This is a genomic window from Algoriphagus boritolerans DSM 17298 = JCM 18970 (assembly GCF_900108085.1).
GTDB lineage: Bacteria > Bacteroidota > Bacteroidia > Cytophagales > Cyclobacteriaceae > Algoriphagus > Algoriphagus boritolerans.
Genome location: NZ_FNVR01000016.1, coordinates 25,863 through 51,761, shown reverse-complemented (window position 1 = coordinate 51,761; position 25,899 = coordinate 25,863). Strand labels below are relative to the sequence as shown.

Here is a 25,899-nt window from a genome sequence, read left to right as displayed (position 1 = left end):
TTAGCAAAAAATTAATATTGAGGTAAAAAAGAAAGGTGAATTTCAAAAAAAATTAGTCCGATAAAAACCACAGATTTATAGCCGGAAAGAAAGCTCCGGGAATTCGCTACCTTCAAGCTAAATTCTAACCCAATCAACTTAAAATTCTAATGGGCTTTATCAATAAAATACTGGGGAATTCCAGTGAAGTTTCCTTCGAAAAACTTGTGGAAAAATATGGTCGTCTGCTCGCCGATGGAGAGCAAATCGACATGGGCTTTCAGCTTTTTCGGGATACTTTTATTTTCACAAACAAGCGGTTAATCTTAATTGATGTCCAAGGCGTAACGGGCAGCAAAGTGGAGTTTAAGTCCATGCCATACAAAAGCATCACGAGGTTTTCCCTGGAGACCGCAGGGACTTTTGAACTCGATGCGGAACTCAAAATATGGATTTCAAGCGAGGCTTTGCCCTCTGTATCAAAGAAGTTCAACAAGAGCATTGATATCTACGAAGTACAACGATATCTAGCCGGTAAAGTGATTTAATTGGAATATGACCAACTACTTCTTTTTGGTTCTTTGAAAAATGGAGAGGTAATCAAACCAAAACTCCTTATCAATTCATGACACTTTTACTACTAATCTTTCTTTACTGATAAATCAAAACAGTTCTTCAATTGAATTCCCTGGCCTTTTGAGTAGTTTTGTCAGAACAAAAGCACTTCTTAAACCCAAATCTTATTTTTAAATGCGAAAAATAAAACTCGTAGAAGTCAGATCCGAAATCGCCGCAGGTACCCGAGGCGCGAGTTTGGGAATTGACGCTCTCAAAATCGCAAGTCTTGATAAAAAGTCCAATTTCTTTACTCAATTTGACCCAATCAACGTCCCTGATGCCAACAGTTTCCTTTGGAAAGGCAACAAGCATCCGCATGGCAAATACATCGACGGCGTATATCAAGTCTTGAAAAATGTCTACTCTACCATCGAGTCACTTCGACTGGAAAAGAAATTCCCCATCGTGTTGGCCGGAGATCACAGCACAGCTGCCGGTACAATCATGGGCATCAAGGCTGCCCATCCCGAAAAGCGTCTTGGCGTGATTTGGATCGATGCGCACGCGGATCTTCACACGCCCTTCACCACACCCTCCGGCAATATGCATGGGATGCCGCTGGCCATGACCGCCCAATTGGATAATCTGGAATGCCAAGTGAATGAAGTTGAATCAGAAACTATTTCTTATTGGGAGAAAATCAAAAAAATCGGAGGAGATTTCCCGAAAATTGATCTCAAGGACATTGTCTTTATTTCGGTTCGTGATACAGAAGGACCGGAAGATCACCTCATCAAAAAATACGCTATCCGGAACTTCAGTACGCAGGAAGTCCGAGAAAAAGGAATTGAGAAAGTCGCTGCTCAGGCTCTGGCGGTCTTAAAAGATTGCGAGCAACTCTACATTTCCTTTGATGTCGACAGTCTGGACAGCTCCATTTCAGTGGGGACCGGCACTCCTGTCCCCGATGGCTTGACTGTGGAAGAAGCCATTCGTCTCAATGCCGAACTGATCAAAGACAAACGCGTCTGCTGCTGGGAAATCGTAGAAGTGAATCCCACGCTCGACACCGAAAACACCATGGCCGAAGCCGCCTTTGAAGTCTTGGAGGCTACCACAAAGTCATTGGTGGATAATTACTAACACTTTTTTACCACTAAGGCCGCAAAGGTTAAATTAGAGTTCACAAAGTTTTTAATTATGAGCTATTCGGATTTTTCAGAGGATGAGTTGGCATCAAAAGTTATTGGGTATGGCATTCAAGTCCATCCTGCTTTGGGACCTGGGCTTCTGGAAAATGCATACAAACAAGTTTTGGCTAAAAAATTACTTAAAGAGGGATTTCAAATTGAGGTAGAAAAAATTCTCCCTCTTGAAATGGAAGACATACGAATCGAGGTAGCATATAAAATTGACATCTTGGTCAAAAGGAAGCTTGTCTTAGAAATTAAGTCAGTCGAATCTTTGTCGGACCTTCACATGGCCCAAACCATAAATTATCTGAAACTTGGGAATTATAAACTTGGACTTCTAATGAATTTCAATGTTACCCGTCTTAAATTCGGCCTCCAAAGAGTAATAAATGATAAAACAAGAATTCAATGAATACCTATTCTATAAATTTTAGTTAAATGAAATCTTTGAATTAGGGATTCCTTATCAATAAAAATACTCTAAAATTAAACTCTCCGCGTTCTCTTATTTTCCCTCCGTGAACTCTGTGGTTAAAAAATTTACGATGAACATTCAAGAATCAATCATTCAATGCATACAGCTGGCATTTCAGAACATTTACAACCATGATTTGCCGCTGGATCAAATAGCCCTCGCCCCTACCCGAAAGGAATTTCAGGGAACGTATACCTTTGTGGTTTTTCCATTTCTGAAAATCTCACAGGCAAATCCCGAGGCCACTGCCAATCAGATCGGCGAATACCTCAAAGGGAATCTCTCGATAGTGACCGGATTCAACGTAGTCAAAGGCTTTTTGAATATTGAACTCAATGAACGGGTCTGGGTGGATCTTTTCCAACAACTCTATTCCAACCCGAACTTTGGCCAATTCCCTGCCAACGGCCAAAAAGTCATGGTGGAATATTCCTCCCCCAACACCAACAAACCGCTGCATTTAGGGCATTTACGAAATAATTTCCTTGGCTTTTCAATAGCTGAAATTCTCAAAGCCAACGGCTATGAGGTAATCAAGTCCAACTTGGTCAATGATCGTGGCATCCACATCTGCAAATCCATGGTGGCTTATCAGCATTTTGGAAACGGTGAAACGCCCGAATCATCAGGACTCAAAGGAGATCACTTAGCAGGGAAGTATTATGTGATTTTTGATCAGGAATACAAAAAGCAAATCAAGGAATTGATTGACCAAGGTCAATCGGAAGAAGAAGCCAAAAAAAACGCCCCGCTCCTTCTCGAGGCCCAGGATATGCTGCGCAGATGGGAAGCAAGTGACACGGAAGTGTTGGCGCTTTGGAAGCAAATGAATGCTTGGGTTTATGCTGGTTTTGAAGCCACCTACAAGAGGATGGGGGTGACCTTTGATAAGCTTTACTACGAATCAAACACTTACCTTTTAGGGAAAGAAATTGTGGAAGAAGGCTTGGAAAAAGGTGTCTTTTTCAAAAAAGAAAATGGCTCAGTCTGGGTGGACTTGACAGCTGAAGGACTGGATGAAAAACTTGTCAGACGTGCTGATGGCACTTCGGTTTATATCACACAAGACCTTGGTACAGCTGATTTGAAATATAAAGATTTCCAGATTGACAAGTCTGTATATGTTGTTGGAAATGAGCAGGATTACCACTTCGATGTTTTGTTTAAGATCATGCGGAAACTGGGCCGTTCCTATGGAGATGGCTTATATCATTTGTCCTATGGGATGGTGGATTTGCCTACCGGCAAAATGAAATCCAGAGAAGGGACTGTTGTGGATGCGGATGATTTGATGCAGGAGATGATCGAGACAGCAGCCCACCATACCAAGGAATTGGGCAAGATCGAAGGCTTCACGGAGGACCAAGCCAAAGAATTGTATGAGACGCTGGGACTTGGAGCGCTGAAGTTCTTTTTACTCAAAGTCGATCCGAAAAAACGAATGCTTTTCAATCCCCAAGAGTCCATCGAATTCCAGGGATATACCGGTCCATTTATTCAATATTCGCATGCGCGTATTGCTGCGATTTTGAGAAAAGCAGATCAAATCGGAGTGAATTATGAAGCGCTTGATTTTGCGGAAATCACTGAACTTACGGAATCGGAATCAGCCTTGATTCTGTTATTGAATGACTTCGAAAAGAAAATCAAACTGGCAGCCGAGGAATATTCACCTTCCGTGATCGCGCAGTATTTGTTTGACTTGGCCAAAGAGTACAATCGATTCTACGCGGATGTCCCGATTTTTCATGAGAAAAATCTAGCGGTTCAATCCTTCCGGGTGGCACTTTCATCGATGACAGCCAAAACAATCAAAAAAGGAATGAGTTTGCTTGGTATAGCTGTCCCTGAACGAATGTAAAATGAAAACACTTCTTTTAATTCTCAGTATTACTTTCTTAGCCTGCGGAAAGACCTTGGAAAGACCAACGAATCAGGCGGAATATCACCTATCATTTAACCAATCAATGGAAAGTTCATTTTATAATTTTAAGATGAAAGACATCAACGGAAAAGAAGTTGATTTCTCAGAATTCAAAGGCAAAAAGTTGTTACTTGTTAACGTAGCTTCTAAATGCGGCTATACCAAGCAGTATGCGCAATTGCAAGAACTATATGCTACCCACGGTGACAAAATCCTCATTTTGGGTTTCCCGGCCAATAATTTCGGAGGTCAGGAGCCGGGTTCAAATGAAGAAATCAAAGCATTCTGCGATGCCGAATTTGGCGTGACTTTTCCCCTGTTTGAGAAAATTTCTGTCAAAGGATTTGACAAGCATCCACTTTACAGATGGCTATCTGATGCTTCGCAAAATGGCTGGAACAACGAGGAGCCGAGCTGGAATTTTTGCAAGTATTTCGTAAATGAAAAAGGAGAATTGGTGAAGTTTTTCCCTTCATCCGTCACTCCTTTGGATGAAGAAATACTTGAATTGATAGAGGCATAATCCTGGAATTTCACTTTTGAAAAAAGAAATACAAACCAAAAATGAAGCCTGGCTCCATGCAGTCAGGCTTCGAACTTTACCACTTGCATTGGCAAGTATTTTCGCCGGTTCGTTTTTGGCGGCTTGGAAAAACGAATTTCGATGGGAAATCCTACTGCTCGCATCGCTGACGACCATTTTTCTCCAAATCCTATCCAATCTCTCCAACGACTATGGGGATACCATCCACGGAGCGGATTCTTCCGAGCGAGAGGGACCGGTTCGGGCTGTTCAGTCGGGATTGATTTCTTTGCAGGAAATGAAGGGGGCCATGTACCTATTCGGGGCCCTGTCTTTATTCTCAGGCTTACTACTCCTCTATTTGGCAGTTCAGGACTGGATCCTGTTTGCCCTCTTTCTAGGCTTGGGATTGGCGGCTATTTGGGCCGCAATTTCCTACACATCAGGCAGCAAGCCTTATGGATACTCGGGTTTGGGCGATATCTCGGTTTTTGTTTTTTTTGGTTTATTGGGAGTTTTGGGAACATTCTTTCTGCACACCTTAAGTTTTGAACCGATCACCATCTTCATTGGAATTTCATTAGGCTTGTTTAGTACCGCTGTACTCAACATCAACAACATCCGGGACATCGAATCCGACCAAAAAGCAGGCAAGCGCTCCATCCCTGTGCGAATCGGCCGAAAAGCAGCTGTTCAGTACAATTGGGCCCTTTTGGCTGGAGGGTATTTTTGCCTACTGGCCTTTGCCCTACTGAGTGAAGAGCTACTTTCTTTAGGTGCGACTTTGGCTTGGCCTATTATGATGAAAGTGGGATATGGAGTCCAGCATGCCCAATCTTCAGCCGAAACAGATCCTTTTCTCAAAAAAATGGCAATGAGCACCTTGCTTTGGGTGATACTTTTTGGGATAGGACTTTTATTCTGATCAAATCATGACAAAAATTAGCTTGTTGATCCCCTATTTTGGCTAATTTGGTAAAAACTTAAACCCCAAAGCAATTATGATGAAAGTCCTCGTTCCTTACGATTTTTCTCAAACCGCTGACTATGCCCTGAATTTTGCAACTGGTCTATCCGAAAACTATTCCGGTATTGAAATAACGGTATTGCACATCATCGAAACTCCCGTAGCAACAGGAATGGGAACGATGGGAGGCGGTTTGGATTCTGTTCCTGAATTTGAAAATCAGATCTATTTCATCGAATTAATCGAGCGTCGCAAAAAACAACTCAAGGAAATCGATGAAAAATTTAAAGATTCGGCAGTCACTTTAAAAACTAAACTGGTACTTGGCTCAGTATTCAAAGGAATTACAGAATCGATAGCTGAGCAAAGTCCTGACCTGATCGTAATGGGTTCTAAAGGAGCCTCAGGACTTGAGGAGGTAATCGTCGGAAGCAACACCGAAAAAGTCGTACGCACAGCCACCTGTCCCGTGGTCACCATCAAGGCAGAGACTGATGTTAAAAAGATGAAAAAAATCGTATTTGCCTCTGATTTTCGTGAATCTGATGAGAAAGTTGCCAATCGAATCAAGCGAATCCAAACTGTTTTTGATGCCCAATTCTACTTTGTGGTTGTAAATACTCCTGGCAATTTTGAAACCACCCGGGAATCTATGAATCGGATTCGGACCTTTGTTCAAAAGCACCATTTCGAAAATATCAAAGCAGAAGTTTACAACTCACTCTCTGAAGAATCCGGTATCATTGAATTTGCCGATGATATCGATGCAGACTTGATTGCCATGACTACACATGGACGCACAGGTCTCATTCACCTGATCACCGGAAGTATAGCAGAGGACGTGGTCAATCATTCCAAAAGACCAGTTTGGACATACAGAGTTAAATAATTCGACAAGTAACTCAAAGCCCGCTTTCATTGTGGGCTTTTCTATTTTACCATGAGCAAAAAAGGCAACGATTGGAAAAAGCGGGATGGAGTAGTCTATTCTACCAGTGATTCTTTTGAATATAACCTTGGGGATCAGGGGGAGGCAGAAACAGTGCCTGCTTCCCAACAAAAGCTTAAAGTACTTCTCGATAAAAAAGCCCGTGCCGGAAAGCAAGTGACTCTTGTTGAAGGCTTTGTTGGCAATGAGGAAGATCTGAAAGAACTTGGTAAACTGCTTAAAAACAAGTGTGGTGTGGGCGGGTCAGCCAAAGACGGGGAGATTCTCATTCAAGGCGATCACCGTGACAAAGTCCTTCAAGTACTCCTGGCGGCCGGCTATGGGGCCAAAAAATCAGGAGGCTGAGGATTTCAGAATACCTCAAATTTCAGGCAAAGCGCTATCCGGTTTTGCTTTTTTAATTTTTCAGGCGATCCAGGTCAGAAAGATCACCTCTTGTCTCCTTCGATTTCTACCAGCAATTCTTCGTACCAAGCTTGCCCATATTTTCTGACCAAAGCGTCTTTAAGAAAGCGATAAAGCGGTACTTTCAAGCTTTGCCCGAGTTGGCAGGCAGGATCACAAAGATGCCAGCGGTCGTAATTCAAGGCATCAAACTCTTCATATTTGGTCACCCGAATCGGATACAAATGGCAGGAAATCGGCTTTTTCCAGGATATTTTTCCATCCAGGTATGCCTGCTCTATCCCACACTTAAGTATTCCCCGCTTATCATACAAGGCATAGGCACATTCCCGATTGTCCCCGATGGTAGGAGTTCCCTTGTCACCATCTTTGTCAATGACCCAAGTTCCCTGCTTTTCAATAACAGCCCTACCCTCAGCGGTGATGTAGTTTTTGACAATAGGGTATATTTCTTCCAATATTTTGGTTTCCTCTTCTTCCAGTGGTGCTCCGGCATCTCCCTCCACACAGCATGCTCCTTTGCAAGCTTCCAAGTCGCATACAAAAAAGTTCTCTTTGATATCATCAGATAAAACCGCATTACCCACTAAAATCATAATTGTCTGTTTTTTTCTGTAAAAGTAATTCATTCTGGCCAAAGCTTCATTTTGCCTCAGATTTCCATTTAAAAAGATAACTCAAACAGGCAAAAAAAGAACCGCCCCTTTCGGAGCGGCTCAACCCAGCACTATGAAGAAAAGCTATTTAAGCCTTTAATGGTGTTATAACAGGCAGTGATTCCGAATGTTTTCGAATCTTGAAAAAAAATCAAAAATTTATTTCAAAACCGGCTGTGATGAATCTTGGAAGCCCAACTCTGATTCCCTGTGGCCTTCTGGTCGATATGTATCGCTCGTCGGTAAGATTTTTTACACTCAGATTCACGGCAGAATTCCATTTGGCAATCTGATAGCTAACTACTGCATCCAGTAGAAAATAGGAGGGTAAAAGCCCGGTGGTACCGTCCAAAGACGCCTCAACGGTGTTCAACTCATCACCAAATTGATCTCCAACATAATTTGCGGTAAGTTTAGCTCCAAAACCCGAATTGCCTTCAACTTTAAGCGATGAGTTGATAAACCATTCCGGTGCATATGGAGTCCTGTTACCCTTGATATTGACATCGGAGACAAATCGGTCAGCATCGTAAAATGAATTCACGTAAGTCAAATTGATATCGTAGACAAAATTCCAGTTTTTGGATTGGAAAGTTCATTGTAAACACCAAGTTTAAGTCCCAATTCAGACTTTTCATTTAGCGAGAAAAGGAATTTGGTGTTGAAGTCCGTGATTTTAAATTCAGTAGGCCCTACATTTTCAGCTCCTTTACGAAGTAGATTGACCTGCAATCCGGTATTGCCGAAGGTATTGCCATAATTGACTAGTCCGGAGTAAAATCCACCCTGACCCCCTTGTATTCTTACCGAACCTTCTTCCTCCTGAGGTGGGTTAGGTGTGATGTAATTAACCACTCCACCGATGGTTTGTGGGCCATAAAGTAGCTGCCCGGAACCTTTAAGCACTTCAATCCCAGCCATTCGGTCGATAGCCGGAGAATAATAGAGTTCGGGCTCCCCATAAGGTGCCAAAGCTACCGGAACCCCATCCTCAAGCACCAAAACGGATCTACTGCGATCGGGATCCAATCCACGAATTCCGATATTTACCCGCATGCCCAATCCCTCTTCGTCCACTACATGTACACCGGGCATTCTTCTCAATACCTCATTGCCGGAAATAGGCTTTAGGGATTTGATTTCGCTTTTGTCTAAAAATGAAACAGAACCTGGAACTTTTGAAAAAATCCGGTCTCTGTTTGCAAAAAGAGAAAACTGAGGCATTTCTACTCCTGTTTCTTCAAAAGTGATTTCAAGTTTTTCGGTTCTGCTTTGACTCACAACCACCCTTTGATTGATAGATTTAAATCCGACCGCTGAAATCGACAATTCGTAAGTTCCATCGGCTAGATTAAAAAGCTGGAAAGTACCGTCGGAATCCGTAAACGAACCTTTGACCGTACCTACCACTGCTACATTTGCATAAGCGACGGGATCTCCGGAGGGTGTTTTCACCACACCTTCAATAGACAAAACATTATCACTGACTACACTGTGAGATCCTCCTCTCTCGATTTCAGATAATGGCGTATTAAGCATTAATAAACCGGATAATAGAGATATAATGAACATGTATATTTATTTAGATTGATTTTTAATAAGACAAAAGTGTTTCTTATCTAGACTTAATCCAAATAGCTAGGTGTGGATTTTTCAATATTTTTTTTCCTTCGCGACAAGGCTTCAAAATATGAATCCACATAAGGGAAAATCACGTACTTTGCAGTGTGCAAGTCAACTTGTCGCCCCGATAGGTATCGGGGAGGAAAGTCCGGGCAACATAGAGCGCCATACTTCCTAACGGGAAGGATTTCTGTTGGTGACGACAGAAAGACAGCTAGTGCCACAGAAACAAACCGTCCCGATAGCTATCGGGATAAGGGTGAAAAGGTGGGGTAAGAGCCCACCGTCCGAATGGTGACATTCGGGGCTAGGCAAACCTTATGGGTTGAAAGATCAAATAGGCCCCGGGCAAAGAGCTGCTCGTTCGATTTCTGCTTCGGCGGGATTCCGGGGTGGGTAGATCGATGGACCCCGATCGCGAGGTCGGGGCTAGATAAATGACAGGTATCACTCAATTCGTTGAGTGAAACAGAACCCGGCTTACAGACTTGCACTTTTTTCTTTACTTTACACTATGCCAAAGATTCTCATTATTGACGACGAGCGGTTTATCCGCGCCTCCCTTCGGGAGATCCTCGAGTACGAAAAGTTTGAAGTCACTGAAGCCCAAGACGGAGAAGAAGGATTGGCTAAAATGCAGGAGGAGGAGTTTGATCTTGTCCTCTGCGATATCAAGATGCCCAAAATGGACGGAATCGAAGTTTTGGATCAGGCGAAAGCCATGGGACGATCTCCACAGTTTATCATGATATCGGCGCATGGCAGTATCGAGACAGCTGTAGAAGCTACCAAAAAAGGTGCTTTTGACTTCATACCAAAGCCTCCCGATCTCAACCGACTACTCCTCACTGTCCGCAATGCACTGGACAAAAAGCAGTTGGTGACCGAAACCAAAGTCCTGAAGAAGAAGCTATCTAAGAAATTTGACATGGTGGGAGAATCTCCTGCAATTGCAAAAGTCAAGGAAACCATCGAAAAAGTAGCACCTACGGACGCCCGCGTTTTGATCACCGGACCAAATGGAACGGGAAAAGAACTAGTCGCTCATTGGATTCATCAGAAAAGCAATCGACAGGCAGAACCGTTTGTGGCAGTCAATTGTGCCGCTATCCCATCAGAATTAATTGAATCGGAGCTTTTTGGACACGAAAAAGGAGCTTTTACTTCAGCCCACAAACAACGGAATGGAAAGTTTGAGCAAGCTCAGGGTGGAACTTTATTTTTGGATGAAATTGGAGACATGTCTCTGTCAGCACAATCCAAAGTATTGCGCGCCCTTCAGGAAAATCTAATTAATCGAGTGGGAAGTGACCGGGATATCAAAGTTGACGTTCGTGTATTGGCAGCAACAAACAAAGACCTGAAAAAAGAAATTGAAGGCGGAAGATTCCGTGAAGATCTTTATCACCGCCTAAGTGTGATTCTGGTTCAAGTACCGTCCTTGAAAGAACGAAAAGAGGATATTCCTCTTTTAGTGGATAAATTTCTGGAAGATATCGCTCAGGAAAGTGGCGATGCAAAAAAAGGAATAACCAGCGAAGCACTTCTCAAACTTCAGGAATTCCCCTGGACAGGAAATATCCGGGAACTCCGAAATGTAGTGGAACGATTAGTGATACTTGGTGAACCGATTATCAGCCTGGAGGACATAAAAAAATATGCTGACTACTGACGGTCAGCATATTTTTTAGCTAGTGGCTTTTTGCGCGGCAGGCGCTTTGGCGTAGGCAGGGCAAGGTTTGCTGGAGGCACATGCTCCCAAAGCTAAAATCCCAACTAACAGTGCAATCGTGGCTAATTTTTTCATTTGATTAATTTTATCTTTTCAAATATGTCTATTAAATTTTAAGATAGCAATTACTGCACCAACAAGTTGCAGCCCCGAATCTCTGAGTTGTCAAACCGACCGAGGACTTCCAGAAATCCATTTTCGTCAAACTTCCCCAAATCCTGTGTTTCGATAAAGGCACAGGAATGAAAATTTGCCAAATCTATCACGTTGATTCCACCATGGGAGCGTTTGGACCAGCTCAAGGGATCATTTACATCCCGAAGCATAACGCGCATGGAGCCAGGAAGCGTATATTTCCCCTGCCCTTTTGAATAAGCCTGTGACATCAGTTCGGTCATTCCATATTCGGAATGGATCGATTTAACTTTGAAAAAGGACTTCAGGATGTCATGAACTTCCTCGCGGATCATTTCTTTTCTTCTTCCCTTCATCCCTCCTGTTTCCATCACGATGAGATTCTCCATTGGGGGAAATACCTTACCTGATTCGGCTAAATCCAACAAAGCAAAAGTCACTCCCAGCAATAAAACTTTTCTTGAGTCATTTCTGAGCAAATTCAATTTTGCCAACAACTCCTCCTGATTGTATAAATAAAATCCGGAATGTGGAGAGCCTGACTTTTCGATGAAATGCTTGGCCATGGAGACCAGACTGCTACCCGGACGCTCCAGATAGGCGGGCAGCAAAGCCAATACATGATAATCAGTCAAATCCCCATAAAACCCTTCAAATATCCGCTGTGCATGGTTCAGATACCAAGATTCAGACCAGATAAAATGCCTGCTAGTAATCGTACCTGTGGTGCCACTGCTCGAATAAAAAGTAGTAAAATCAGAAACCTGACCACTTATTACCGGAAAATCTTTGAAAAAACGTATAGGCAAAAACGGAATGGAGTCGAGAGTTTTGATCTTGTCATGCTGAACTTTTCTCGCACTTAAATAAGATCTATAAACTTCATTTTCAATGGATTGAAAGTGAAACAAGTCCAAGGCAAGATCTTCAAAATGACTCTTGTCCAAAAAGGATAGTCTTTCTGAAAAACTTTTAAAATCCTGCATCGTTTTATATTTTGCGTTTTTACTGAGAAAAACTAACGTTATTTTCGGGTGTAAATTTACCTTCAGCCAATGCGATTCAAAAACTATTCAGGATTATTGTTTGTCACGGCCCTGTACTCAACTTCATGTATCAGTCCTCCTGAGAACTTTCCCAGTGTTCCTAGAATTGAATTTTCCACTGTAGAATTTGTCCCTACTTCCGGTCAGGATTCCTTGATCATCAGTGTGGACTTTAAGGATGCTGAGGGAGATTTAGGGCTTTCGGCTACAGATGTCAATCCGCCATTTAATCCACTGAATTATAAGCGGGATAATCTTGGAAATCTAATCACTTACAGTAACAGACCATCCGAAGCTCCCAACTACAACCCCATTGATTGGGTCATAGACCCATTGATCAACAACACCGTAGTCAAAGACACAATTTGGGTTGAGCAAAATGAAAATCAGTATAATATTTTTGTACGATTCTTCATCAAAAGAAATGGACAATTCACAGAATTCAGATGGCAGGACCCTCCGTTTTTTACCACGTTCAATGGAAGATTTCCACGGATTTTAATTTCTGAAGAAGGGCAATCAGTAGAAGGAAATATCAAATATAGAATGCTCTCCTCAGGCTGGGAATCAATTTTCAGAACGGACACCATTCGGGTAGATGTACAGATTCAGGATCGCGCACTCAATCGAAGTAATGAAGTATCAAGTCCCGAAGTCACGCTAAGACAAATCACAAGAAATTAGTTCTTAAATTAGAGACTATTTGAAGATCAAATTCAGATCATCTTTTATTCCCTTAATTCGACCAAAAACAACATTGAAAAGCCCTCAAATTGAGGGCTTTGTCATTTATATAGCGGGAAACTTTTTAGGATTTGATTCATGCATGATACGGTAGACTTTTTCGACTACATCATCCGTGCTTGGCTTTGAAAAGTAATCTCCGTCAGATGAATAGGCTGGACGATGAGGCTTAGCAGCAAGCGTCTGTGGTTCACAATCAAGATATTTAAATACATTCTGTCCTTCTATCACTTGCTGAAGCATAAATGCAGAAGCCCCGCCCGGCACATCTTCATCAGCGAAGAGGACCCGATTTGTTTTTTTGACAGATTCCCCGATTATCCCGAATGTATCAAAGGGCAGTAAGGTTTGCACATCAATGATTTCTACTGAAATACCGATTTCCGACAAAACTTCCGCAGCTTCTCCCACTATTCGGCACATACTTCCATAAGTGACTACAGTTATGTCTTTACCTTCTCTTAGAATTTCCGGTTTGCCTACTGGTACGTTGTATTCTCCAAGATTTGCCGGCATTTTCTCCTTTAACCGATAGCCGTTCAGGCATTCGATCACGAGTGCAGGTTCGTCAGATTCCAAAAGCGTCCTGTACATGCCGGCTGCCTGTGTCATGTCACGGGGCACACAAATAATCATCCCACGTAGAGAAGATAAAATCATCCCCATCGGAGAGCCCGAATGCCAGACACCTTCCAATCGATGTCCCCTTGTCCGAACGATCAAAGGAGCTTTTTGACCACCTTTGGTTCGATAAAGCAAGGAAGCCAAGTCATCAGAAAGCATCTGCAATCCATAAAGTAAATAATCCAAGTATTGGATCTCCGCGACTGGCCTTAGTCCCCTGAGTGCAGTACCTATTCCTTGACCGATAATGGTACATTCCCGAATTCCGGTATCAGAAACGCGCATTTCCCCATATTTAGCCTGAAGTCCTGAGAAAGCCTGGTTAACGTCTCCGATTTTACCGACATCTTCCCCAAAGGCAAAGAATCGGGGATCTTTCTCCAGGGTATAGTCAAAAAACGCCTGTAAGATCTCACGTCCGTCCACCATGGCAGACTTTTCATTATAGCTCGCAGGTACCACCTTTACTTTCTCGGCAGACCATTCCGTTTGGCTATAGAGGTGGCTGTTGTATCGATCAAAGTTTTTCTCTTCCTGAAGTTTGTACCAGGACTTTAGACCGCTTTTCAAAGCTTCTCCATCAAATCTTAACAGAAGGAGCGCCTTTCTCACGGTGCTGATTACATCCTTTCGGATAGGATTGAGCGTTTTGGATAAATCTTCAGCCATTTGGAGCAACACGACTTTACGGGTGCTTTTCTCAGCTGTAGTTTTCAAAAGCTGCACAACTTCCTGAATCTCCTTCTTTATTTCGCCCGAAAACTCATTCCATGCAGCGTCTTTTTGTCTTTTGACTTCAGTCTTTGCCTCAGACTCGATTTGGTCCAATGCATCATCTGTGGCAATGCCATTTGAGATTATATATTCTCTGAATTTGGCGATGCAGTCCCAGTCTTTTTCCCACTGTAGCCGTTCAGCTGATTTGTACCGCTCATGCGAACCAGAAGTGGAATGTCCCTGAGGCTGAGTCATTTCTTCCACATGGATCAAAACCGGAATATGGGAAGTTCTTGCCAAATTTCCGGCAGAGTTGAAGGCTTGCTTTAACCCCTCGTAATCCCAACCTTTGACCCGGATGATTTCAAATCCCTTTTTATTCTCATTTCGCTCAAAACCCATCAAAACTTCCGAGATACTTCCTTTGGTCGTGTGATATTCCTGCGGTACAGAAATCCCATATCCATCATCCCAAACAGAAATCACCATGGGAACTTGCAGCACTCCGGCAGCATTAATCGACTCAAAAAACATCCCCTCGGAAGTTGATGCATTACCGATTGTTCCCCAGGCTACTTCGTTTCCATTTACCGAAAACTTCTTCAGGTCTTTTAGCTCTTTATTTTCTCTGAATAGTTTGGATGCGTAGGCCAAACCCAGAAGTTTGGGCATTTGTGCAGCCGTGGGCGATATATCCGCCGCTGAATTATACATTTTGGAAAGGTCCTTCCAGTCCCCATTTTTGTCTAAAGAGCGGGTAGCAAAATGACCATTCATCAATCTTCCTGCACTGGCAGGTTCTGCTTCCACATCCGTATGGGCGTAGAGCTGTGCAAAATACTGCTGAACACTCAACTCTCCGATAGCCATCATAAACGTCTGGTCACGATAATAACCGGATCGAAAATCGCCAGGCTGAAAGGCCTTGGCCATGGCAAGCTGCGCGAGCTCCTTACCGTCACCAAAAATCCCAAACTTTGCCTTGCCCATAAACACTTCCTTCCGCCCCATCAGAGAAGCATGTCGGCTGGTGACAGCCACCCTAAAATCATTCAAAACTTCCTCCTTTTGAAGATGGGATATCTCCGGAAATTGGGATTGTGATTTGGTTATTGCCATTCTTGAGCTTAATCTAATTGTTAGTTTGGGTTTTGGCTTCGCACTTAGCACTATCAAAAATAGCCAAAATAGAATTTGAAGCAAATTTCAGGTTTACAATTTAACAATCAAAAATTTTGAATCTTTTATAATATTTTCAATCTATTGAAATAATATTTTGAGTTTTATCAACAAACATTACAAATATTTGAAAATTAAGAATGAGGTTATTTTTCGAGTTAAAAAATTTTAAAGAAAAAATTTTCAAAATATTAATCTTTAAAAAATTAAATTTTGGAATATTCTGAATTTTACAGAAGAAAATTAAAATAAACTATCGAAATACAACATTTAGCCAAATCAATACCAAATACTATTTTTTAAACAGCTTTTTCCATCCTCTTTGCTTCTTATCTTTGCAGCGAATATTAAAATCCAAATACGCTAATCATGATTATAGGTGTTCCAAAGGAAATTAAAAACAACGAAAACCGAGTAGCGCTTACTCCTGCCGGTGCCAAAGAATTGATCAAAAGAGGTCATACCGTCTATGTGCAACATACCGCCGGTGAAGGAAGTGGATTCCCCGACTCCGAGTACGAAATTGCCGGCGCCAAAATTTTGCCTACCATCGAAGCAACCTACCAAATCGCTGAGATGATCATTAAGGTAAAAGAGCCAATTGAATCTGAGTACAAATTGATCAAAGAAAATCAGCTGTTGTTCACCTATTTTCACTTTGCTTCTTACGAGCCACTAACTAAGGCAATGGTAGCAAGTAAAGCAGTTTGTTTGGCCTATGAAACTGTAGAAAAATCTGATCGCAGTCTCCCACTTTTAGTTCCCATGTCTGAAGTAGCCGGAAGAATGGCGATTCAAAAAGGTGCAAACTACCTGGAGAAACCCTTGAAAGGTCGTGGAATTCTTTTGGGCGGCGTACCGGGGGTTTTACCGGCCAAAGTTCTCATCCTCGGAGGAGGAGTCGTAGGAACACAAGCCGCCTGGATGGCAGCAGGTTTAGGTGCCGATGTGACCATCATGGATGTATCGCTACCTCGAATGAGATACTTGGCGGACGTCATGCCCCCCAATGTGAAAACGATGATGTCTAATGAATACAATATTCGCAAGCTCATCAAAAACCACGACTTAATTGTGGGCGCAGTATTAATTCCGGGAGCAAAAGCACCGCATCTGATCACTCGGGATATGCTGAAAGAAATGCAGCCCGGAACGGTCTTGGTGGACGTGGCAGTAGATCAGGGCGGCTGTATTGAGACTTGCAGACCGACAACCCACGAAAATCCAATTTACATCATCGATGATGTAGTTCATTATTGTGTAGCAAACATGCCGGGTGCAGTTCCTTATACTTCCACCCTTGCTTTGACCAATGCGACCTTACCTTACGCTATTCAATTGGCGGATAAAGGCTGGAAAAAAGCTGCGCAGGAAAATCCCGATTTAGTCCTTGGTTTGAATGTAATCAATGGAGAAATTGTGTACGAAGCCGTAGCGCAGGCATTCGATATGCCTTACACTCCGGTAGCTAAATATTTGGCTTAATCCCAATAGGTATAAAAGTGAAAATCCCTCGGATTAGCTCCGGAGGGATTTTTTTTTCAATGTCAGTATCTCAAAGAAAGACCACGAAACGGTCGAACTTTTCAATAGCCTAGGTGAAAACCTAGGAAATTTTAAAAAAGGAGGCGAATCAAAACCCCGAATGGGGGTTGAACTTTTGCGAAAGCAAGATTATAGTTCTACACCCTTTAGGGTCTTCTATCAGTATTGAATTTTAATTAATTCTCAAAAGAAGCTATTAGCCAACTACACTAAAATGGCACTCTTAATAGAGCGATGTCAATAACTGGTGGAGTACAAGATCCACCTTATCCAAATCAAATTCTCGATCGCCTCCATAAACAACTCCAGAACTGATTCCCATCCATGCGATTTCATTGGTTTTGGAATCTTGAATCAAAAAAATAACCTTTCCGAGCATTCCTCGATTAATCGTCGTTTTATGACCACCACTAGGCGTCCCATTGCCTGAACTGTTAGCACCATAAAAAATACCACCAGGAATAGACGAATAGTAGAATTCCCGTCCATCCTTGATGAAATCCCGGGAAACAATGACTCCCTGAATTAAAAAATCAGGATTTTCTGAAGCTTCTTCAAATCCAAATTCGATTAATTTGTCTCTAAATGTATGTTTGATTCGCTCATTTCTTTTGTCAGAATAATCCTCTTCAATCATTTTAAAAGTCTGATACTCTTTCATCATTTCAGAGTTTGTTAGGGTGTCTACGGAAACAACTTCTGAAACCTTGCAAGAACTCAAAATAAAAACTAGAGCGAATAATAGAAGTAGATTTTTCATAATTCGAGGATTGTCAAAGAAATAACTAAAATTACGGATTATTCAATAACTAGTTTAAAATCAGGAATTATTTTAAAAATTCATTTTCAAATGTACACCAGTGGGGCCCAAACTAATATTCTGGACCAAGTTTGGCAATTCCTTACCATGAACCTGATGAAAGCCATACATCACGCCGTCAAAAGCCAACAGAAAAGCTCCCTGCAAAATGACCGACTTGCCAAAGCCAATCAATCGGTCATTCCCTTTCCGAAGACCTCTTTCTTTCAAATAAAAACCTCCTGCAATATAGGCCAAATCCAATGCACCGTTTAGAAGCAAAACTTTTTCAATTCCTTGCTGCGCTTCCATGGTGGCCCAAAAATCAGTTCCCGGAGTTTCTTTGGTCGCCTGCCAATAGCCAAAACCTGCGATCACCAGATTGACGGAATTCCAATAGAGGTTCATTTGGTGAAAGGCTTTGGTCTCTCCGGTGGTTTCACCCGCTCCTATCCCACCCCAGACCATATTTCCAACTGCCCAGGACCCGAGAATCAGCATTCCTTTTTCGTTGTAATCGAGACGAGTCTGGTTAAAATCAGACAAAGCAGGAATTTCTTGTGCAAAAAGCGAAAATGAAAAAAGGAATACGAGCAGAAATAGAAGTGACTTAATAGCAGGACTTAAAGTTGATTCCATGAAGCATTAAACCTACATCGATCCAATTTAGTTTAGCAGATAGCTTAGCGGGAAAAGGTATTCCAAATCATTTTCAATCCAAAGTAGCAAACCATCAGTCCCACTCCTTTATTTAAAACCATCCGCAATTGGGTCGTCATCAAATGAGCCAATTTTCCCGCTACAAACGCCTTCACCAAATCTGTCCCAAAAACGGTCAGGAGCAAACCAAAATAATAGAAAAACACATCCAATTGACCCCAGGTCGATTTTAGATTAAGCATGCTTGCGATGGAAATCCAAAAAAGCATCACAAACGGATTGATGCCATTGACTCCGAAGCCTTTGATAAAAGCGGTTCGCTTTTTGGCTTTTGGCAATGGGATACCTCCTGAATTGGGTCTTGACAAATTTTCTTTTCGCCAAAAGCTGATCCCAAAACCCACTAAAATTGCCCCACCTGCGTAGCCCAAAACCTTCTCAATTGTGGGTGATTCAGTTAGAAAACTTACTCCCAAAAATGTAATCGCCACATAAATCAAATCACTAGTCAAAATTCCCAAAGCCAAAACTAAAGCATATCGAAACCCCTGTTCCATACTTGCAGTAATCAGGGTAAAAAATACCGGACCCACCATCAGAGAAAGAACAAGTCCCATTCCTATTCCCTCTAAAATCGGTGCTTGCATCTCCAAAAGTAATCTTCCTAATCTATATTTGTCCGTATACCAATTACAACTTTTGCCACAATGGATATCAAAGCCAATTTAGAAGTAATTAAGAAATCATTTCCAAATCAAGATTGCAAACTGATCGCAGTCAGTAAAACCAAACCCCTCTCCGACCTCAAAGCAGCCTATGAAGCCGGAATCCGGGATTTTGGTGAAAACAAAGTTCAGGAAATCCTAGCCAAGCAACCTGAAATGCCTGCCGACACCCGGTGGCACATGATCGGCCATCTTCAAAGTAACAAGGTCAAACACATTGCACCTTTCGTCCAACTGATTCACGGCGTGGACTCGTTCAAACTACTTCAGGAAATCAATAAACAAGGCAAAAAAATCGACCGCATTATCCCGGTGTTGATCCAAATGCACATCGCTGAGGAGGAGAGTAAATTTGGCTTTGACCGGGCCGAATTGGAAGAAATGCTGAGTTCAAAAGAATTTGCCGAATTGACTCATGTGAAGGTGATTGGGCTGATGGGCATGGCCACTTTTACTGAAAATGCAGATCAGATCCGGAAAGAATTCAGAGGTTTGAAGCAACTTTTTGAGGAATTGAAAGGCCGTAAACTCCCCGATTTCGTTGATTTGAAGGAAATCTCCATGGGAATGAGTGGTGATTACAAAATCGCACAGGAAGAAGGAAGCACGATGGTGCGAATTGGGTCGGCGATATTTGGAAGCCGAAGTTGATTTCGGAGGTTTGATTTCGAATTTCGGATTTGTCCCCCTCATCAAAGCCTACAATGTAAGAACTGATAACTCAACAGCAACTGACTAATCAACCAATAACTCAATCCCCAACTCCCACTTGAAACCAACGACCATCATCCAAACCGCAGCAATCTTTGGCGCTATTGCCGTAGGAATCGGAGCTTTTGGAGCTCACGGACTAAAACCCATGCTGGAAGCTTCTGGCCGATTGGAAACCTTTGAAACGGCTGTCAAATATCATTTTTATCATTCTTTGGCTCTTTTTGGGCTAGGCATTTTGGCCTTGATCAAACCAGAGTGGAAATCCCTTGTTCTTACTTTCTGGGGATTTACGCTAGGGATTTTGATTTTCTCAGGATCCCTTTATGTACTTTGCCTGAGCGGAATCACTTGGCTGGGAGCGATTACACCTTTGGGCGGTGTGGCTTTTATTTTGGGTTGGCTGGGGTTATTTTGGGGAGGTTTAAAAAGCGCTGAAAGCAAATGATTCTTGACCTTTCATTTTGTTTTATAAAAAATCACTTGATTCCAAACCGCAAATGCAGATTCACTTTTTTCCTGCTTTATTGTCTCCTCATAACCAATAGCTTATATGCCCAACTTTCCCGAGACCAATTCATAAAACTCGAATCAGCTCTTGGGGATCAGAGCTTTTTCAGCGGCCACTTAACCGGGTTTATGCTGTATGACTTGGATTCCCAGCAGGTTTTGTTTGAGAAAAACTCCCAAATCCGCATTATTCCCGCATCGACTACTAAGCTTTGGACGCTTTTTGCAAGCATTCTGATCCTTCAGGACAGCACGCAAACGCTCCGATATGTCACTTCGGGTGATACGATCAAAATTTGGGGTAGCGGAGATCCGAGTTGGAAGTACAAGAAATTTACCCAACCTGATTTCCAAAAGTTACTGTCACCCTATTCCGTCGTCCAGTTTTCGGATGCCAATCAGGTATCTCCCGGTTTTGGCTACGGCTGGCAATGGGATGATTATTACTATGATTATTCCGCCGAACGCAGTTCGCTTCCAATCTTCGGGAATCTGGTGGAAGTGCGAAAAGTCGGCAATCAACCCACAGTCTTTCCGCTACTCTTCCAGTCCGCCATTCGCATGACCAACAGACCTATCAAAGAACTGGAGCGGGATTTTCACAGCAATACCTTTGCTTACAATCCAGCCACATTCCTTGGTCGAGAGAAATACATCCCATTTTTGACACAGCCTGACTTACTGGTACAATTGGCAGCTGAGGAAACGGGGAAAAAATGGATTTACTCAGCGGAAAGCCTTCCCGCTGATCATCTGGTTTTTCGAGGAGCACCGCTTTATCCCTTACTTAAAGAGATGATGCTCGAAAGCGATAATTTCATCGCAGAGCAATTGCTTTTCATGATTTCGGATCGGCTTTTTCAGGAATTGGATGCTGAGCGGGCAATCGAATACATTCTCAAAACTCACTTAACCGATCTTCCTGACCTACCCAAGTGGGTCGATGGAAGTGGTTTGAGTCGTCATAATTTATTCACTCCACGCTCGATGATGACACTTTTTGAGAAGATTTACCGAATTCTCCCAGAGGATCAATTGTATGATTTGCTTCCTACAGGCGGAAAAACAGGAACCCTCAAAAACACTTATCAGGCGTCCTCACCCTATGTTTTTGCCAAAACCGGAACCATGGCCAATCATCACAGCCTTGTCGGTCTGATCAAAACTAAAAGCGGAAAAATCTATGGCTTGGTTTTCATGAATTCCAATTATCCTTATCCTGCTTCCACTGTCCGAAAAGAAATGGAAAAAGTACTGGTGATGGTGAGGGAGATGTTGTAGTTGGAAGTGGGGAGGCTAGGAAGTGGGAAGTCGGGAGATTCGGAAAAATTGTAAGTGGTGAAGGGTAAGTGGTAAGTTGTTTCCTTCCGGTCTTAATACTTGGGTCTTGATACATAAGTCTTAATACCTACGTCTAATTTTTTTTCAAATTTCTGTAAGGTTTCCAAGGCCACTTAGTCTAAAGAAGAAAAAAAGCACAAATCATGAAAAAGCTATTTCTTCTTTACTTCATTCTTTTTGGAGGTTTATCCACTGCATTCACCCAAGGCCTTGATGTCCAAGTCTCCGGTGAAGGCCCAAAAATTATTCTTATTCCCGGCCTTGCGTCTTCTGGTGAAGTTTGGGATGAAACGGTCGCCCAACTTTCCAAAAACTTCGAATGTCATGTCTTGACGCTTCCCGGCTTTGGTGGCAATCCAAAAGTCGAAATGCCCGAGGGATTTCTCGGCGCAATGGAAAGCCTGATCACCAATTACATCAATGAACAAACTGAAAAAGTCACTTTAATCGGACACAGCGTCGGCGGGTTTATCTCGCTCAGACTGTCCCGGAGCATCCCTGACAAAATTAATCGCGCCATCATCGTCGACTCCTATCCCTTTTACTCCGCTGCCTTTAATCCCGCAGCAACTGCAGAAAATATGGTAGCTATGGCATCTCAAATGAAGGAGTTGATGATCGCCCAGAGTCCCGAGCAATTCCGTGCTCAACAGGAAATTTCAATGCCTGTGATGACAACCAATCAAGAGAAATTACCTACAGCTGTGAACTGGTCATTGGAAAGTGATCGGGAGACCACCGCCCAGGCGCTCTTTGAACTGATGACCACAGATTATCGGGATGAGTTGGCTGAAGTTTCTACGCCTATCCTGGTTTTGGGTGCTTGGCACTCCGGAAAAGCGTACGGATGGACAGAAGAAAGCGTTAAAAAAACCTTTGAAACCCAATACCAGCTTGCTAAAAATGTCCAAATTGAAATGGCTCCAACAGCTCACCACTTCATTATGTGGGACAACCCGGAATGGTTTATGGAAAAAGTGACTGCATTTATCAAATGAAGAGTACTAAAGAACTCCAGTTCAAATCATTGTACAAAAATCACAAAGACAAGGTTTACCGACTTTGCCTGGGATTTGTGAAAAAAAAGGAATTAGCAAATGACCTTTTCCAGGAGATTTTGATCAAAGTTTGGAGGCACTTGGACAGCTTTAAGGGAGAGAGCGACATCAGCACTTGGATCTACCGGATTGCCTACAATACAGCCCTGACTTTTTCCGCAAGGGAAAGGAAAAAGGACGAAAAGCAAACCGAAATACCTTCAAATCAAGAATTGAGTGAACCTGAAAACTACAACTCAGAGCAGGAAATACGCATCCAGATGCTTTACGAGGCAATTAACGGACTTCCCGAATTAGACCGGGTCATTGCTACACTTCTCTTGGAAAACACCTCCTACAAAACCATCGCAGAGATCAGCGGAATCTCTGAAAACTACGTCGCTGTCAAAGTCAACCGCATCAAAGCAGCTTTAACCCAAAAACTCAATCCTCAAGCTCATGGAAACCAACTTCAACGATATACAACAACTTTGGCAAAGTCAAAAAGCTGAAAATTTCGATTTAGCCTCATTGATTGAAGGTTTAAAAAAGACGGAAGTCAAACAAAAACGGGAACGTATCGCCATTGCCATCATTACACCGGCCACACTCGTCTTTTTATTCATATTCATGCCTTGGCAAGAAAGCAAGGCGATATTGCTGAGTCTATTGGTGATTGCTGTGGCCATGATCGGTGTTGGAATATTGAGTTTCAGTTCACGGATTAGCCCAAGTGACGATTCGGAAAATTTCAGCAACAAGGAATACCTCAAATCACAGTTCGAGAAGCTAAAATTCAGATATAAAATCGCCGGAAAGTACATGTATTACTATGCTTTTCTGTTAGCTGTGGCTCTCAATGTCGCTTATTTTGTATTGCTCGCTCCATTTTCTGATTTGATTCGGATCTTAACCCATACCGGTCTTACGGTCATGATCTTTGGAATAATGCATTTCAGTATCAAACGGCGATTAAAGAAATATGACAAATCGCTCCAACCCATGATGAAACAGCTGGAAAAACTTTTGACTGAAGCAAAAAATTAATTGAAGCCCTGCAATCTGGCAGGGTTTTTCTTTGATGTCCTTCGGAAAAAGAAAGTAATTTGATCTGTTTATAATTTGATTTTAATTGGCCACCTGGAATCTCGCATGAATTATAATCATTCCAGTGTGTGACGAGTTAGTCATGCCTGTCTGCCTAAGGCAGGCTCAATTTCACCTTAAATATTCCCAAGATGGACAAACGGACTTTTCTTAAATCAATTGGACTTGCAGCAGGATCATTCCCATTTCTGGGTTTTGATTTTAACAGAAATGAAGCCTTTCCTTATTCCCTTTTACCCAAATCAATCCAAAAAGGAGATACGGTCGGAATCATCAGCCCTTCTGCGGCTACAGCTGACCGGATGGAATTCACCTACGCCAAAGAAGCGATGGAGGCTTTGGGATTCAAGGTGAAACTCGGCGAAAACCTCAAAAATCGATTCGGCCACCTGGCCGGAACCGATGAAGAGCGGGCAAATGATCTCAATCAAATGTTTTCTGATCAGGAAGTGAAAGCAGTGATTGGTATTCGGGGTGGTTCGGGCGCTGCAAGGATTCTTCCAATGATTGATTACGCAACAATCAAGGCCAACCCAAAACCCCTTTTGGGATACTCGGATATTACAGCACTTCATTGTGCGATCTACAGCCAAACGGGAATGATCACTTTTCATGGTCAAAACGGAACCGGCAGTTGGAACAGCTTTAATGTGAAGCAATTCGAAAAGGTCTTTTTTGAGAAGGAATTGGTTACCTATCAAAATGAAATGACTAAAGGGGACGATCTGGTCACCAAAGGGAACCGCATTCAAACGCTGAAAGGAGGCACAGCAGAAGGCGTTATTCTAGGCGGAAATCTTACTGTACTTACAGCTTTATCAGGAACTCCCTATTATCCTGACTTTCATAATTCTATTTTGTTCATCGAAGACATCGGAGAAGACCCCTACCGCATCGATCGGATGATGAGTACGCTTCACCTGAACGGTACTTTGGGCAAAATCAAAGGCTTTATTTTTGGTCAATGTTCGGGTTGCACTCCGGGGGGAGGTTACGGTTCATTCACTGTGGATCAGATCATGGATCACTACATTTTACCATTGGGAATTCCGGCATATACCGGAGCGATGATCGGACATATTCCCAGGCAGTTTATTATTCCTGTGGGGGCCAAAGTGAGGATGGATTCAGATGCAGGAACTTTCTCTCTTACGGAATCGGTCTTTTCCTGAAGAATAATCCTAATTTTCCAACGCGGAAAAATCTAATTATCCCACAGATGCTATCTGTAAAGTCAATTTTCATCCAGCAAACTTATTTGATCCCGAAATGCGAGTAGTAATTAACTTTATGTTTGTGCTTACCCTCCTGGCCTGCAAGAGTTCTGACCTTTCAACATCCATGTCAAAAAACACCCAACTAACCTACCTCGCCCTCGGAGACAGCTATACCATTGGTGAAGGAGTTCCGGAAAACGACCGATATTCAGTTCAATTGGTCGATGCGCTTAACCATTCCGGTAAAATGAGTTTTTCCGCTCCTCAAATCATCGCTAAAACCGGCTGGACAGTAGACGAATTGGACGCAGGAATCAATTCTGCCAATACAAAAAGTGAGGGCTATGATCTTGTTACTTTACTGATCGGTGTCAACAACCAATACCGGGGCAGGCCTGTGGAAGACTTCGAAAAAGAATTTGAGTTGATTCTGAACCGGGCAATTATTTTTGCCAGGGGAGAAACCGATCATGTCGTGGTACTTTCGGTTCCGGACTGGGGAGTGACACCTTTTGCCGTCAATCGAAAATCAGATCAGGCTAAAGTGGCCAAAGAAATCGATGCCTACAATTCAGCCCAAAAAGCAATCTGCAGAATGTACGGAATCACTTTCATTGATATCACAAAAGATTATCGTGCCATTGGCGCAAGACCCGAGATGGTGGTCGAAGATCAACTGCATCCCTCGGGTCTGGTCTATCAACGATGGATGGAAAAGCTTTTGTCTGAAGTGAAAAAAATCAAGTTTTAAGCCTCAAAAAGCTTCGGACCTTTGCTTGTCTTTGCAAAATCTCAGAATAAAATATTGGGGTTTGGTG

27 protein-coding genes and 1 other RNA gene are annotated in these 25,899 nt (G+C 42.6%); 20 read left to right on the top strand and 8 right to left on the bottom strand.

All coding sequences use genetic code 11. The annotated features are described in order from the left end of the window. The first annotated feature begins 149 nt into the window (after positions 1-149). From C4S61_RS13885 to C4S61_RS13850, 8 genes are all read left to right on the top strand, one after another. On the top strand, positions 150-527 hold the full coding sequence (locus C4S61_RS13885) for a PH domain-containing protein (RefSeq protein ID WP_103925413.1): 378 nt from the start codon (positions 150-152) through the stop codon (positions 525-527). A gap of 202 nt (positions 528-729) precedes the next feature. After that, complete coding sequence (locus C4S61_RS13880) at positions 730-1,680, top strand: arginase (protein WP_103925412.1); 951 nt, start codon at positions 730-732, stop codon at positions 1,678-1,680. Positions 1,681-1,737: 57 nt separating this feature from the next. Then, entirely contained in the window at positions 1,738-2,142 is a 405-nt protein-coding gene (locus C4S61_RS13875; RefSeq protein WP_103925411.1) for a GxxExxY protein, read from the top strand. A 133-nt stretch (positions 2,143-2,275) separates the two neighbouring features. Then, positions 2,276-4,066 carry an arginine--tRNA ligase gene (argS, locus tag C4S61_RS13870; RefSeq protein ID WP_103925410.1) on the top strand — a complete coding sequence of 597 codons (1,791 nt, stop codon included), beginning with the start codon at positions 2,276-2,278 and terminating at the stop codon, positions 4,064-4,066. Between the two features lies 1 nt (position 4,067). After that, the gene (locus tag C4S61_RS13865; protein ID WP_103925409.1) at positions 4,068-4,652 is read left to right on the top strand and encodes a glutathione peroxidase; all 585 of its coding nucleotides are present in this window, start codon (positions 4,068-4,070) and stop codon (positions 4,650-4,652) included. 16 nt (positions 4,653-4,668) lie between these two features. Continuing rightward, positions 4,669-5,577, top strand: coding sequence for a 1,4-dihydroxy-2-naphthoate polyprenyltransferase (locus tag C4S61_RS13860; RefSeq protein WP_103925408.1), 909 nt, complete (start codon positions 4,669-4,671; stop codon positions 5,575-5,577). A 76-nt stretch (positions 5,578-5,653) separates the two neighbouring features. Beyond that, complete coding sequence (locus tag C4S61_RS13855; protein WP_103925407.1) at positions 5,654-6,508, top strand: universal stress protein; 855 nt, start codon at positions 5,654-5,656, stop codon at positions 6,506-6,508. A gap of 51 nt (positions 6,509-6,559) precedes the next feature. Next, on the top strand, positions 6,560-6,913 hold the full coding sequence (locus C4S61_RS13850; RefSeq protein ID WP_103925406.1) for a translation initiation factor: 354 nt from the start codon (positions 6,560-6,562) through the stop codon (positions 6,911-6,913). Between the two features lie 83 nt (positions 6,914-6,996). On the opposite strand, the gene C4S61_RS13845 is transcribed toward C4S61_RS13850, so the two are convergent. The 3 genes from C4S61_RS13845 to C4S61_RS13840 all read right to left on the bottom strand — a co-directional run bounded on the left by C4S61_RS13845 (position 6,997) and on the right by C4S61_RS13840 (position 9,201). Next, the gene (locus C4S61_RS13845; protein ID WP_103925451.1) at positions 6,997-7,569 is read right to left on the bottom strand and encodes a DUF3109 family protein; all 573 of its coding nucleotides are present in this window, start codon (positions 7,567-7,569) and stop codon (positions 6,997-6,999) included. Positions 7,570-7,780: 211 nt separating this feature from the next. After that, positions 7,781-8,173 carry a TonB-dependent receptor domain-containing protein gene (locus C4S61_RS22335; protein WP_235009994.1) on the bottom strand — a complete coding sequence of 131 codons (393 nt, stop codon included), beginning with the start codon at positions 8,171-8,173 and terminating at the stop codon, positions 7,781-7,783. A 5-nt stretch (positions 8,174-8,178) separates the two neighbouring features. Next, entirely contained in the window at positions 8,179-9,201 is a 1,023-nt protein-coding gene (locus C4S61_RS13840; protein WP_235009992.1) for a TonB-dependent receptor, read from the bottom strand. Positions 9,202-9,355: 154 nt separating this feature from the next. On the opposite strand from C4S61_RS13840, the gene rnpB reads away from it, so the two are divergent. Together rnpB and C4S61_RS13830 are read left to right on the top strand one after the other, a co-directional pair. Continuing rightward, positions 9,356-9,751, top strand: an RNA gene (rnpB, locus tag C4S61_RS13835) — RNase P RNA component class A. A gap of 15 nt (positions 9,752-9,766) precedes the next feature. Then, entirely contained in the window at positions 9,767-10,924 is a 1,158-nt protein-coding gene (locus tag C4S61_RS13830) for a sigma-54-dependent transcriptional regulator (protein ID WP_103925405.1), read from the top strand. 185 nt (positions 10,925-11,109) lie between these two features. Here the strand turns inward: C4S61_RS13830 and C4S61_RS13825 are convergent, their stop codons facing one another. Further along, positions 11,110-12,105, bottom strand: coding sequence for an acyl-CoA synthetase family protein (locus tag C4S61_RS13825; protein ID WP_103925404.1), 996 nt, complete (start codon positions 12,103-12,105; stop codon positions 11,110-11,112). A gap of 69 nt (positions 12,106-12,174) precedes the next feature. Between C4S61_RS13825 and C4S61_RS13820 the strand changes: the two genes are divergently transcribed. Further along, on the top strand, positions 12,175-12,849 hold the full coding sequence (locus C4S61_RS13820; RefSeq protein ID WP_103925403.1) for a hypothetical protein: 675 nt from the start codon (positions 12,175-12,177) through the stop codon (positions 12,847-12,849). Positions 12,850-12,954: 105 nt separating this feature from the next. Here C4S61_RS13820 and C4S61_RS13815 read toward each other — a convergent pair whose 3' ends face one another. Beyond that, the gene (locus C4S61_RS13815) at positions 12,955-15,369 is read right to left on the bottom strand and encodes an alpha-ketoacid dehydrogenase subunit alpha/beta (protein WP_103925402.1); all 2,415 of its coding nucleotides are present in this window, start codon (positions 15,367-15,369) and stop codon (positions 12,955-12,957) included. Positions 15,370-15,798: 429 nt separating this feature from the next. Here C4S61_RS13815 and ald point away from each other — a divergent pair, with 429 nt between their 5' ends. Next, entirely contained in the window at positions 15,799-16,914 is a 1,116-nt protein-coding gene (ald, locus tag C4S61_RS13810) for an alanine dehydrogenase (RefSeq protein ID WP_103925401.1), read from the top strand. A gap of 283 nt (positions 16,915-17,197) precedes the next feature. On the opposite strand, the gene C4S61_RS13805 is transcribed toward ald, so the two are convergent. From C4S61_RS13805 to C4S61_RS13795, 3 genes are all read right to left on the bottom strand, one after another. Next, the gene (locus tag C4S61_RS13805; RefSeq protein ID WP_160111253.1) at positions 17,198-17,638 is read right to left on the bottom strand and encodes a DUF4136 domain-containing protein; all 441 of its coding nucleotides are present in this window, start codon (positions 17,636-17,638) and stop codon (positions 17,198-17,200) included. A 168-nt stretch (positions 17,639-17,806) separates the two neighbouring features. Next, positions 17,807-18,412: a DUF6992 family protein gene (locus tag C4S61_RS13800; protein ID WP_103925399.1), complete on the bottom strand. Its 606-nt coding sequence runs from the start codon at positions 18,410-18,412 to the stop codon at positions 17,807-17,809. A gap of 44 nt (positions 18,413-18,456) precedes the next feature. Then, positions 18,457-19,080, bottom strand: coding sequence for a LysE family translocator (locus C4S61_RS13795; protein WP_103925398.1), 624 nt, complete (start codon positions 19,078-19,080; stop codon positions 18,457-18,459). A 60-nt stretch (positions 19,081-19,140) separates the two neighbouring features. Between C4S61_RS13795 and C4S61_RS13790 the strand changes: the two genes are divergently transcribed. The 8 genes from C4S61_RS13790 to C4S61_RS13755 all read left to right on the top strand — a co-directional run bounded on the left by C4S61_RS13790 (position 19,141) and on the right by C4S61_RS13755 (position 25,832). After that, positions 19,141-19,809, top strand: coding sequence for a YggS family pyridoxal phosphate-dependent enzyme (locus tag C4S61_RS13790; protein ID WP_103925397.1), 669 nt, complete (start codon positions 19,141-19,143; stop codon positions 19,807-19,809). A gap of 118 nt (positions 19,810-19,927) precedes the next feature. Further along, the gene (locus C4S61_RS13785; RefSeq protein WP_103925396.1) at positions 19,928-20,317 is read left to right on the top strand and encodes a DUF423 domain-containing protein; all 390 of its coding nucleotides are present in this window, start codon (positions 19,928-19,930) and stop codon (positions 20,315-20,317) included. Beyond that, positions 20,314-21,660: a D-alanyl-D-alanine carboxypeptidase gene (locus C4S61_RS13780; protein ID WP_103925395.1), complete on the top strand. Its 1,347-nt coding sequence runs from the start codon at positions 20,314-20,316 to the stop codon at positions 21,658-21,660. The genes C4S61_RS13785 and C4S61_RS13780 overlap by 4 nt, the downstream gene beginning before the upstream one ends. A gap of 203 nt (positions 21,661-21,863) precedes the next feature. After that, entirely contained in the window at positions 21,864-22,718 is an 855-nt protein-coding gene (locus tag C4S61_RS13775; protein ID WP_103925394.1) for an alpha/beta fold hydrolase, read from the top strand. Beyond that, positions 22,715-23,269 carry an RNA polymerase sigma factor gene (locus C4S61_RS13770; RefSeq protein WP_160111252.1) on the top strand — a complete coding sequence of 185 codons (555 nt, stop codon included), beginning with the start codon at positions 22,715-22,717 and terminating at the stop codon, positions 23,267-23,269. The genes C4S61_RS13775 and C4S61_RS13770 overlap by 4 nt, the downstream gene beginning before the upstream one ends. Further along, complete coding sequence (locus C4S61_RS13765) at positions 23,217-23,804, top strand: hypothetical protein (protein WP_103925392.1); 588 nt, start codon at positions 23,217-23,219, stop codon at positions 23,802-23,804. The genes C4S61_RS13770 and C4S61_RS13765 overlap by 53 nt, the downstream gene beginning before the upstream one ends. A gap of 191 nt (positions 23,805-23,995) precedes the next feature. After that, positions 23,996-25,036, top strand: coding sequence for a S66 peptidase family protein (locus C4S61_RS13760; RefSeq protein ID WP_103925391.1), 1,041 nt, complete (start codon positions 23,996-23,998; stop codon positions 25,034-25,036). A 97-nt stretch (positions 25,037-25,133) separates the two neighbouring features. Then, on the top strand, positions 25,134-25,832 hold the full coding sequence (locus C4S61_RS13755; protein ID WP_200820586.1) for an SGNH/GDSL hydrolase family protein: 699 nt from the start codon (positions 25,134-25,136) through the stop codon (positions 25,830-25,832). Positions 25,833-25,899: the final 67 nt, after the last annotated feature.

Bases quoted from the DNA above. Each gene is read 5' to 3' on its own strand.
- C4S61_RS13885 (WP_103925413.1), top strand. From the start codon at position 150: ATGGGCTTTATCAATAAAATACTGGGGAATTCCAGTGAAGTTTCCTTC.
- C4S61_RS13880 (WP_103925412.1), top strand. From the start codon at position 730: ATGCGAAAAATAAAACTCGTAGAAGTCAGATCCGAAATCGCCGCAGGT.
- C4S61_RS13875 (WP_103925411.1), top strand. From the start codon at position 1,738: ATGAGCTATTCGGATTTTTCAGAGGATGAGTTGGCATCAAAAGTTATT.
- argS (WP_103925410.1), top strand. From the start codon at position 2,276: ATGAACATTCAAGAATCAATCATTCAATGCATACAGCTGGCATTTCAG.
- C4S61_RS13865 (WP_103925409.1), top strand. From the start codon at position 4,068: ATGAAAACACTTCTTTTAATTCTCAGTATTACTTTCTTAGCCTGCGGA.
- C4S61_RS13855 (WP_103925407.1), top strand. From the start codon at position 5,654: ATGATGAAAGTCCTCGTTCCTTACGATTTTTCTCAAACCGCTGACTAT.
- C4S61_RS13850 (WP_103925406.1), top strand. From the start codon at position 6,560: ATGAGCAAAAAAGGCAACGATTGGAAAAAGCGGGATGGAGTAGTCTAT.
- C4S61_RS13845 (WP_103925451.1), bottom strand. From the start codon at position 7,569: ATGATTTTAGTGGGTAATGCGGTTTTATCTGATGATATCAAAGAGAAC.
- C4S61_RS13840 (WP_235009992.1), bottom strand. From the start codon at position 9,201: ATGTTCATTATATCTCTATTATCCGGTTTATTAATGCTTAATACGCCA.
- C4S61_RS13830 (WP_103925405.1), top strand. From the start codon at position 9,767: ATGCCAAAGATTCTCATTATTGACGACGAGCGGTTTATCCGCGCCTCC.
- C4S61_RS13825 (WP_103925404.1), bottom strand. From the start codon at position 12,105: ATGCAGGATTTTAAAAGTTTTTCAGAAAGACTATCCTTTTTGGACAAG.
- C4S61_RS13820 (WP_103925403.1), top strand. From the start codon at position 12,175: ATGCGATTCAAAAACTATTCAGGATTATTGTTTGTCACGGCCCTGTAC.
- C4S61_RS13815 (WP_103925402.1), bottom strand. From the start codon at position 15,369: ATGGCAATAACCAAATCACAATCCCAATTTCCGGAGATATCCCATCTT.
- ald (WP_103925401.1), top strand. From the start codon at position 15,799: ATGATTATAGGTGTTCCAAAGGAAATTAAAAACAACGAAAACCGAGTA.
- C4S61_RS13805 (WP_160111253.1), bottom strand. From the start codon at position 17,638: ATGATGAAAGAGTATCAGACTTTTAAAATGATTGAAGAGGATTATTCT.
- C4S61_RS13800 (WP_103925399.1), bottom strand. From the start codon at position 18,412: ATGGAATCAACTTTAAGTCCTGCTATTAAGTCACTTCTATTTCTGCTC.
- C4S61_RS13795 (WP_103925398.1), bottom strand. From the start codon at position 19,080: ATGCAAGCACCGATTTTAGAGGGAATAGGAATGGGACTTGTTCTTTCT.
- C4S61_RS13790 (WP_103925397.1), top strand. From the start codon at position 19,141: ATGGATATCAAAGCCAATTTAGAAGTAATTAAGAAATCATTTCCAAAT.
- C4S61_RS13780 (WP_103925395.1), top strand. From the start codon at position 20,314: ATGATTCTTGACCTTTCATTTTGTTTTATAAAAAATCACTTGATTCCA.
- C4S61_RS13775 (WP_103925394.1), top strand. From the start codon at position 21,864: ATGAAAAAGCTATTTCTTCTTTACTTCATTCTTTTTGGAGGTTTATCC.
- C4S61_RS13770 (WP_160111252.1), top strand. From the start codon at position 22,715: ATGAAGAGTACTAAAGAACTCCAGTTCAAATCATTGTACAAAAATCAC.
- C4S61_RS13765 (WP_103925392.1), top strand. From the start codon at position 23,217: ATGGAAACCAACTTCAACGATATACAACAACTTTGGCAAAGTCAAAAA.
- C4S61_RS13760 (WP_103925391.1), top strand. From the start codon at position 23,996: ATGGACAAACGGACTTTTCTTAAATCAATTGGACTTGCAGCAGGATCA.
- C4S61_RS13755 (WP_200820586.1), top strand. From the start codon at position 25,134: ATGCGAGTAGTAATTAACTTTATGTTTGTGCTTACCCTCCTGGCCTGC.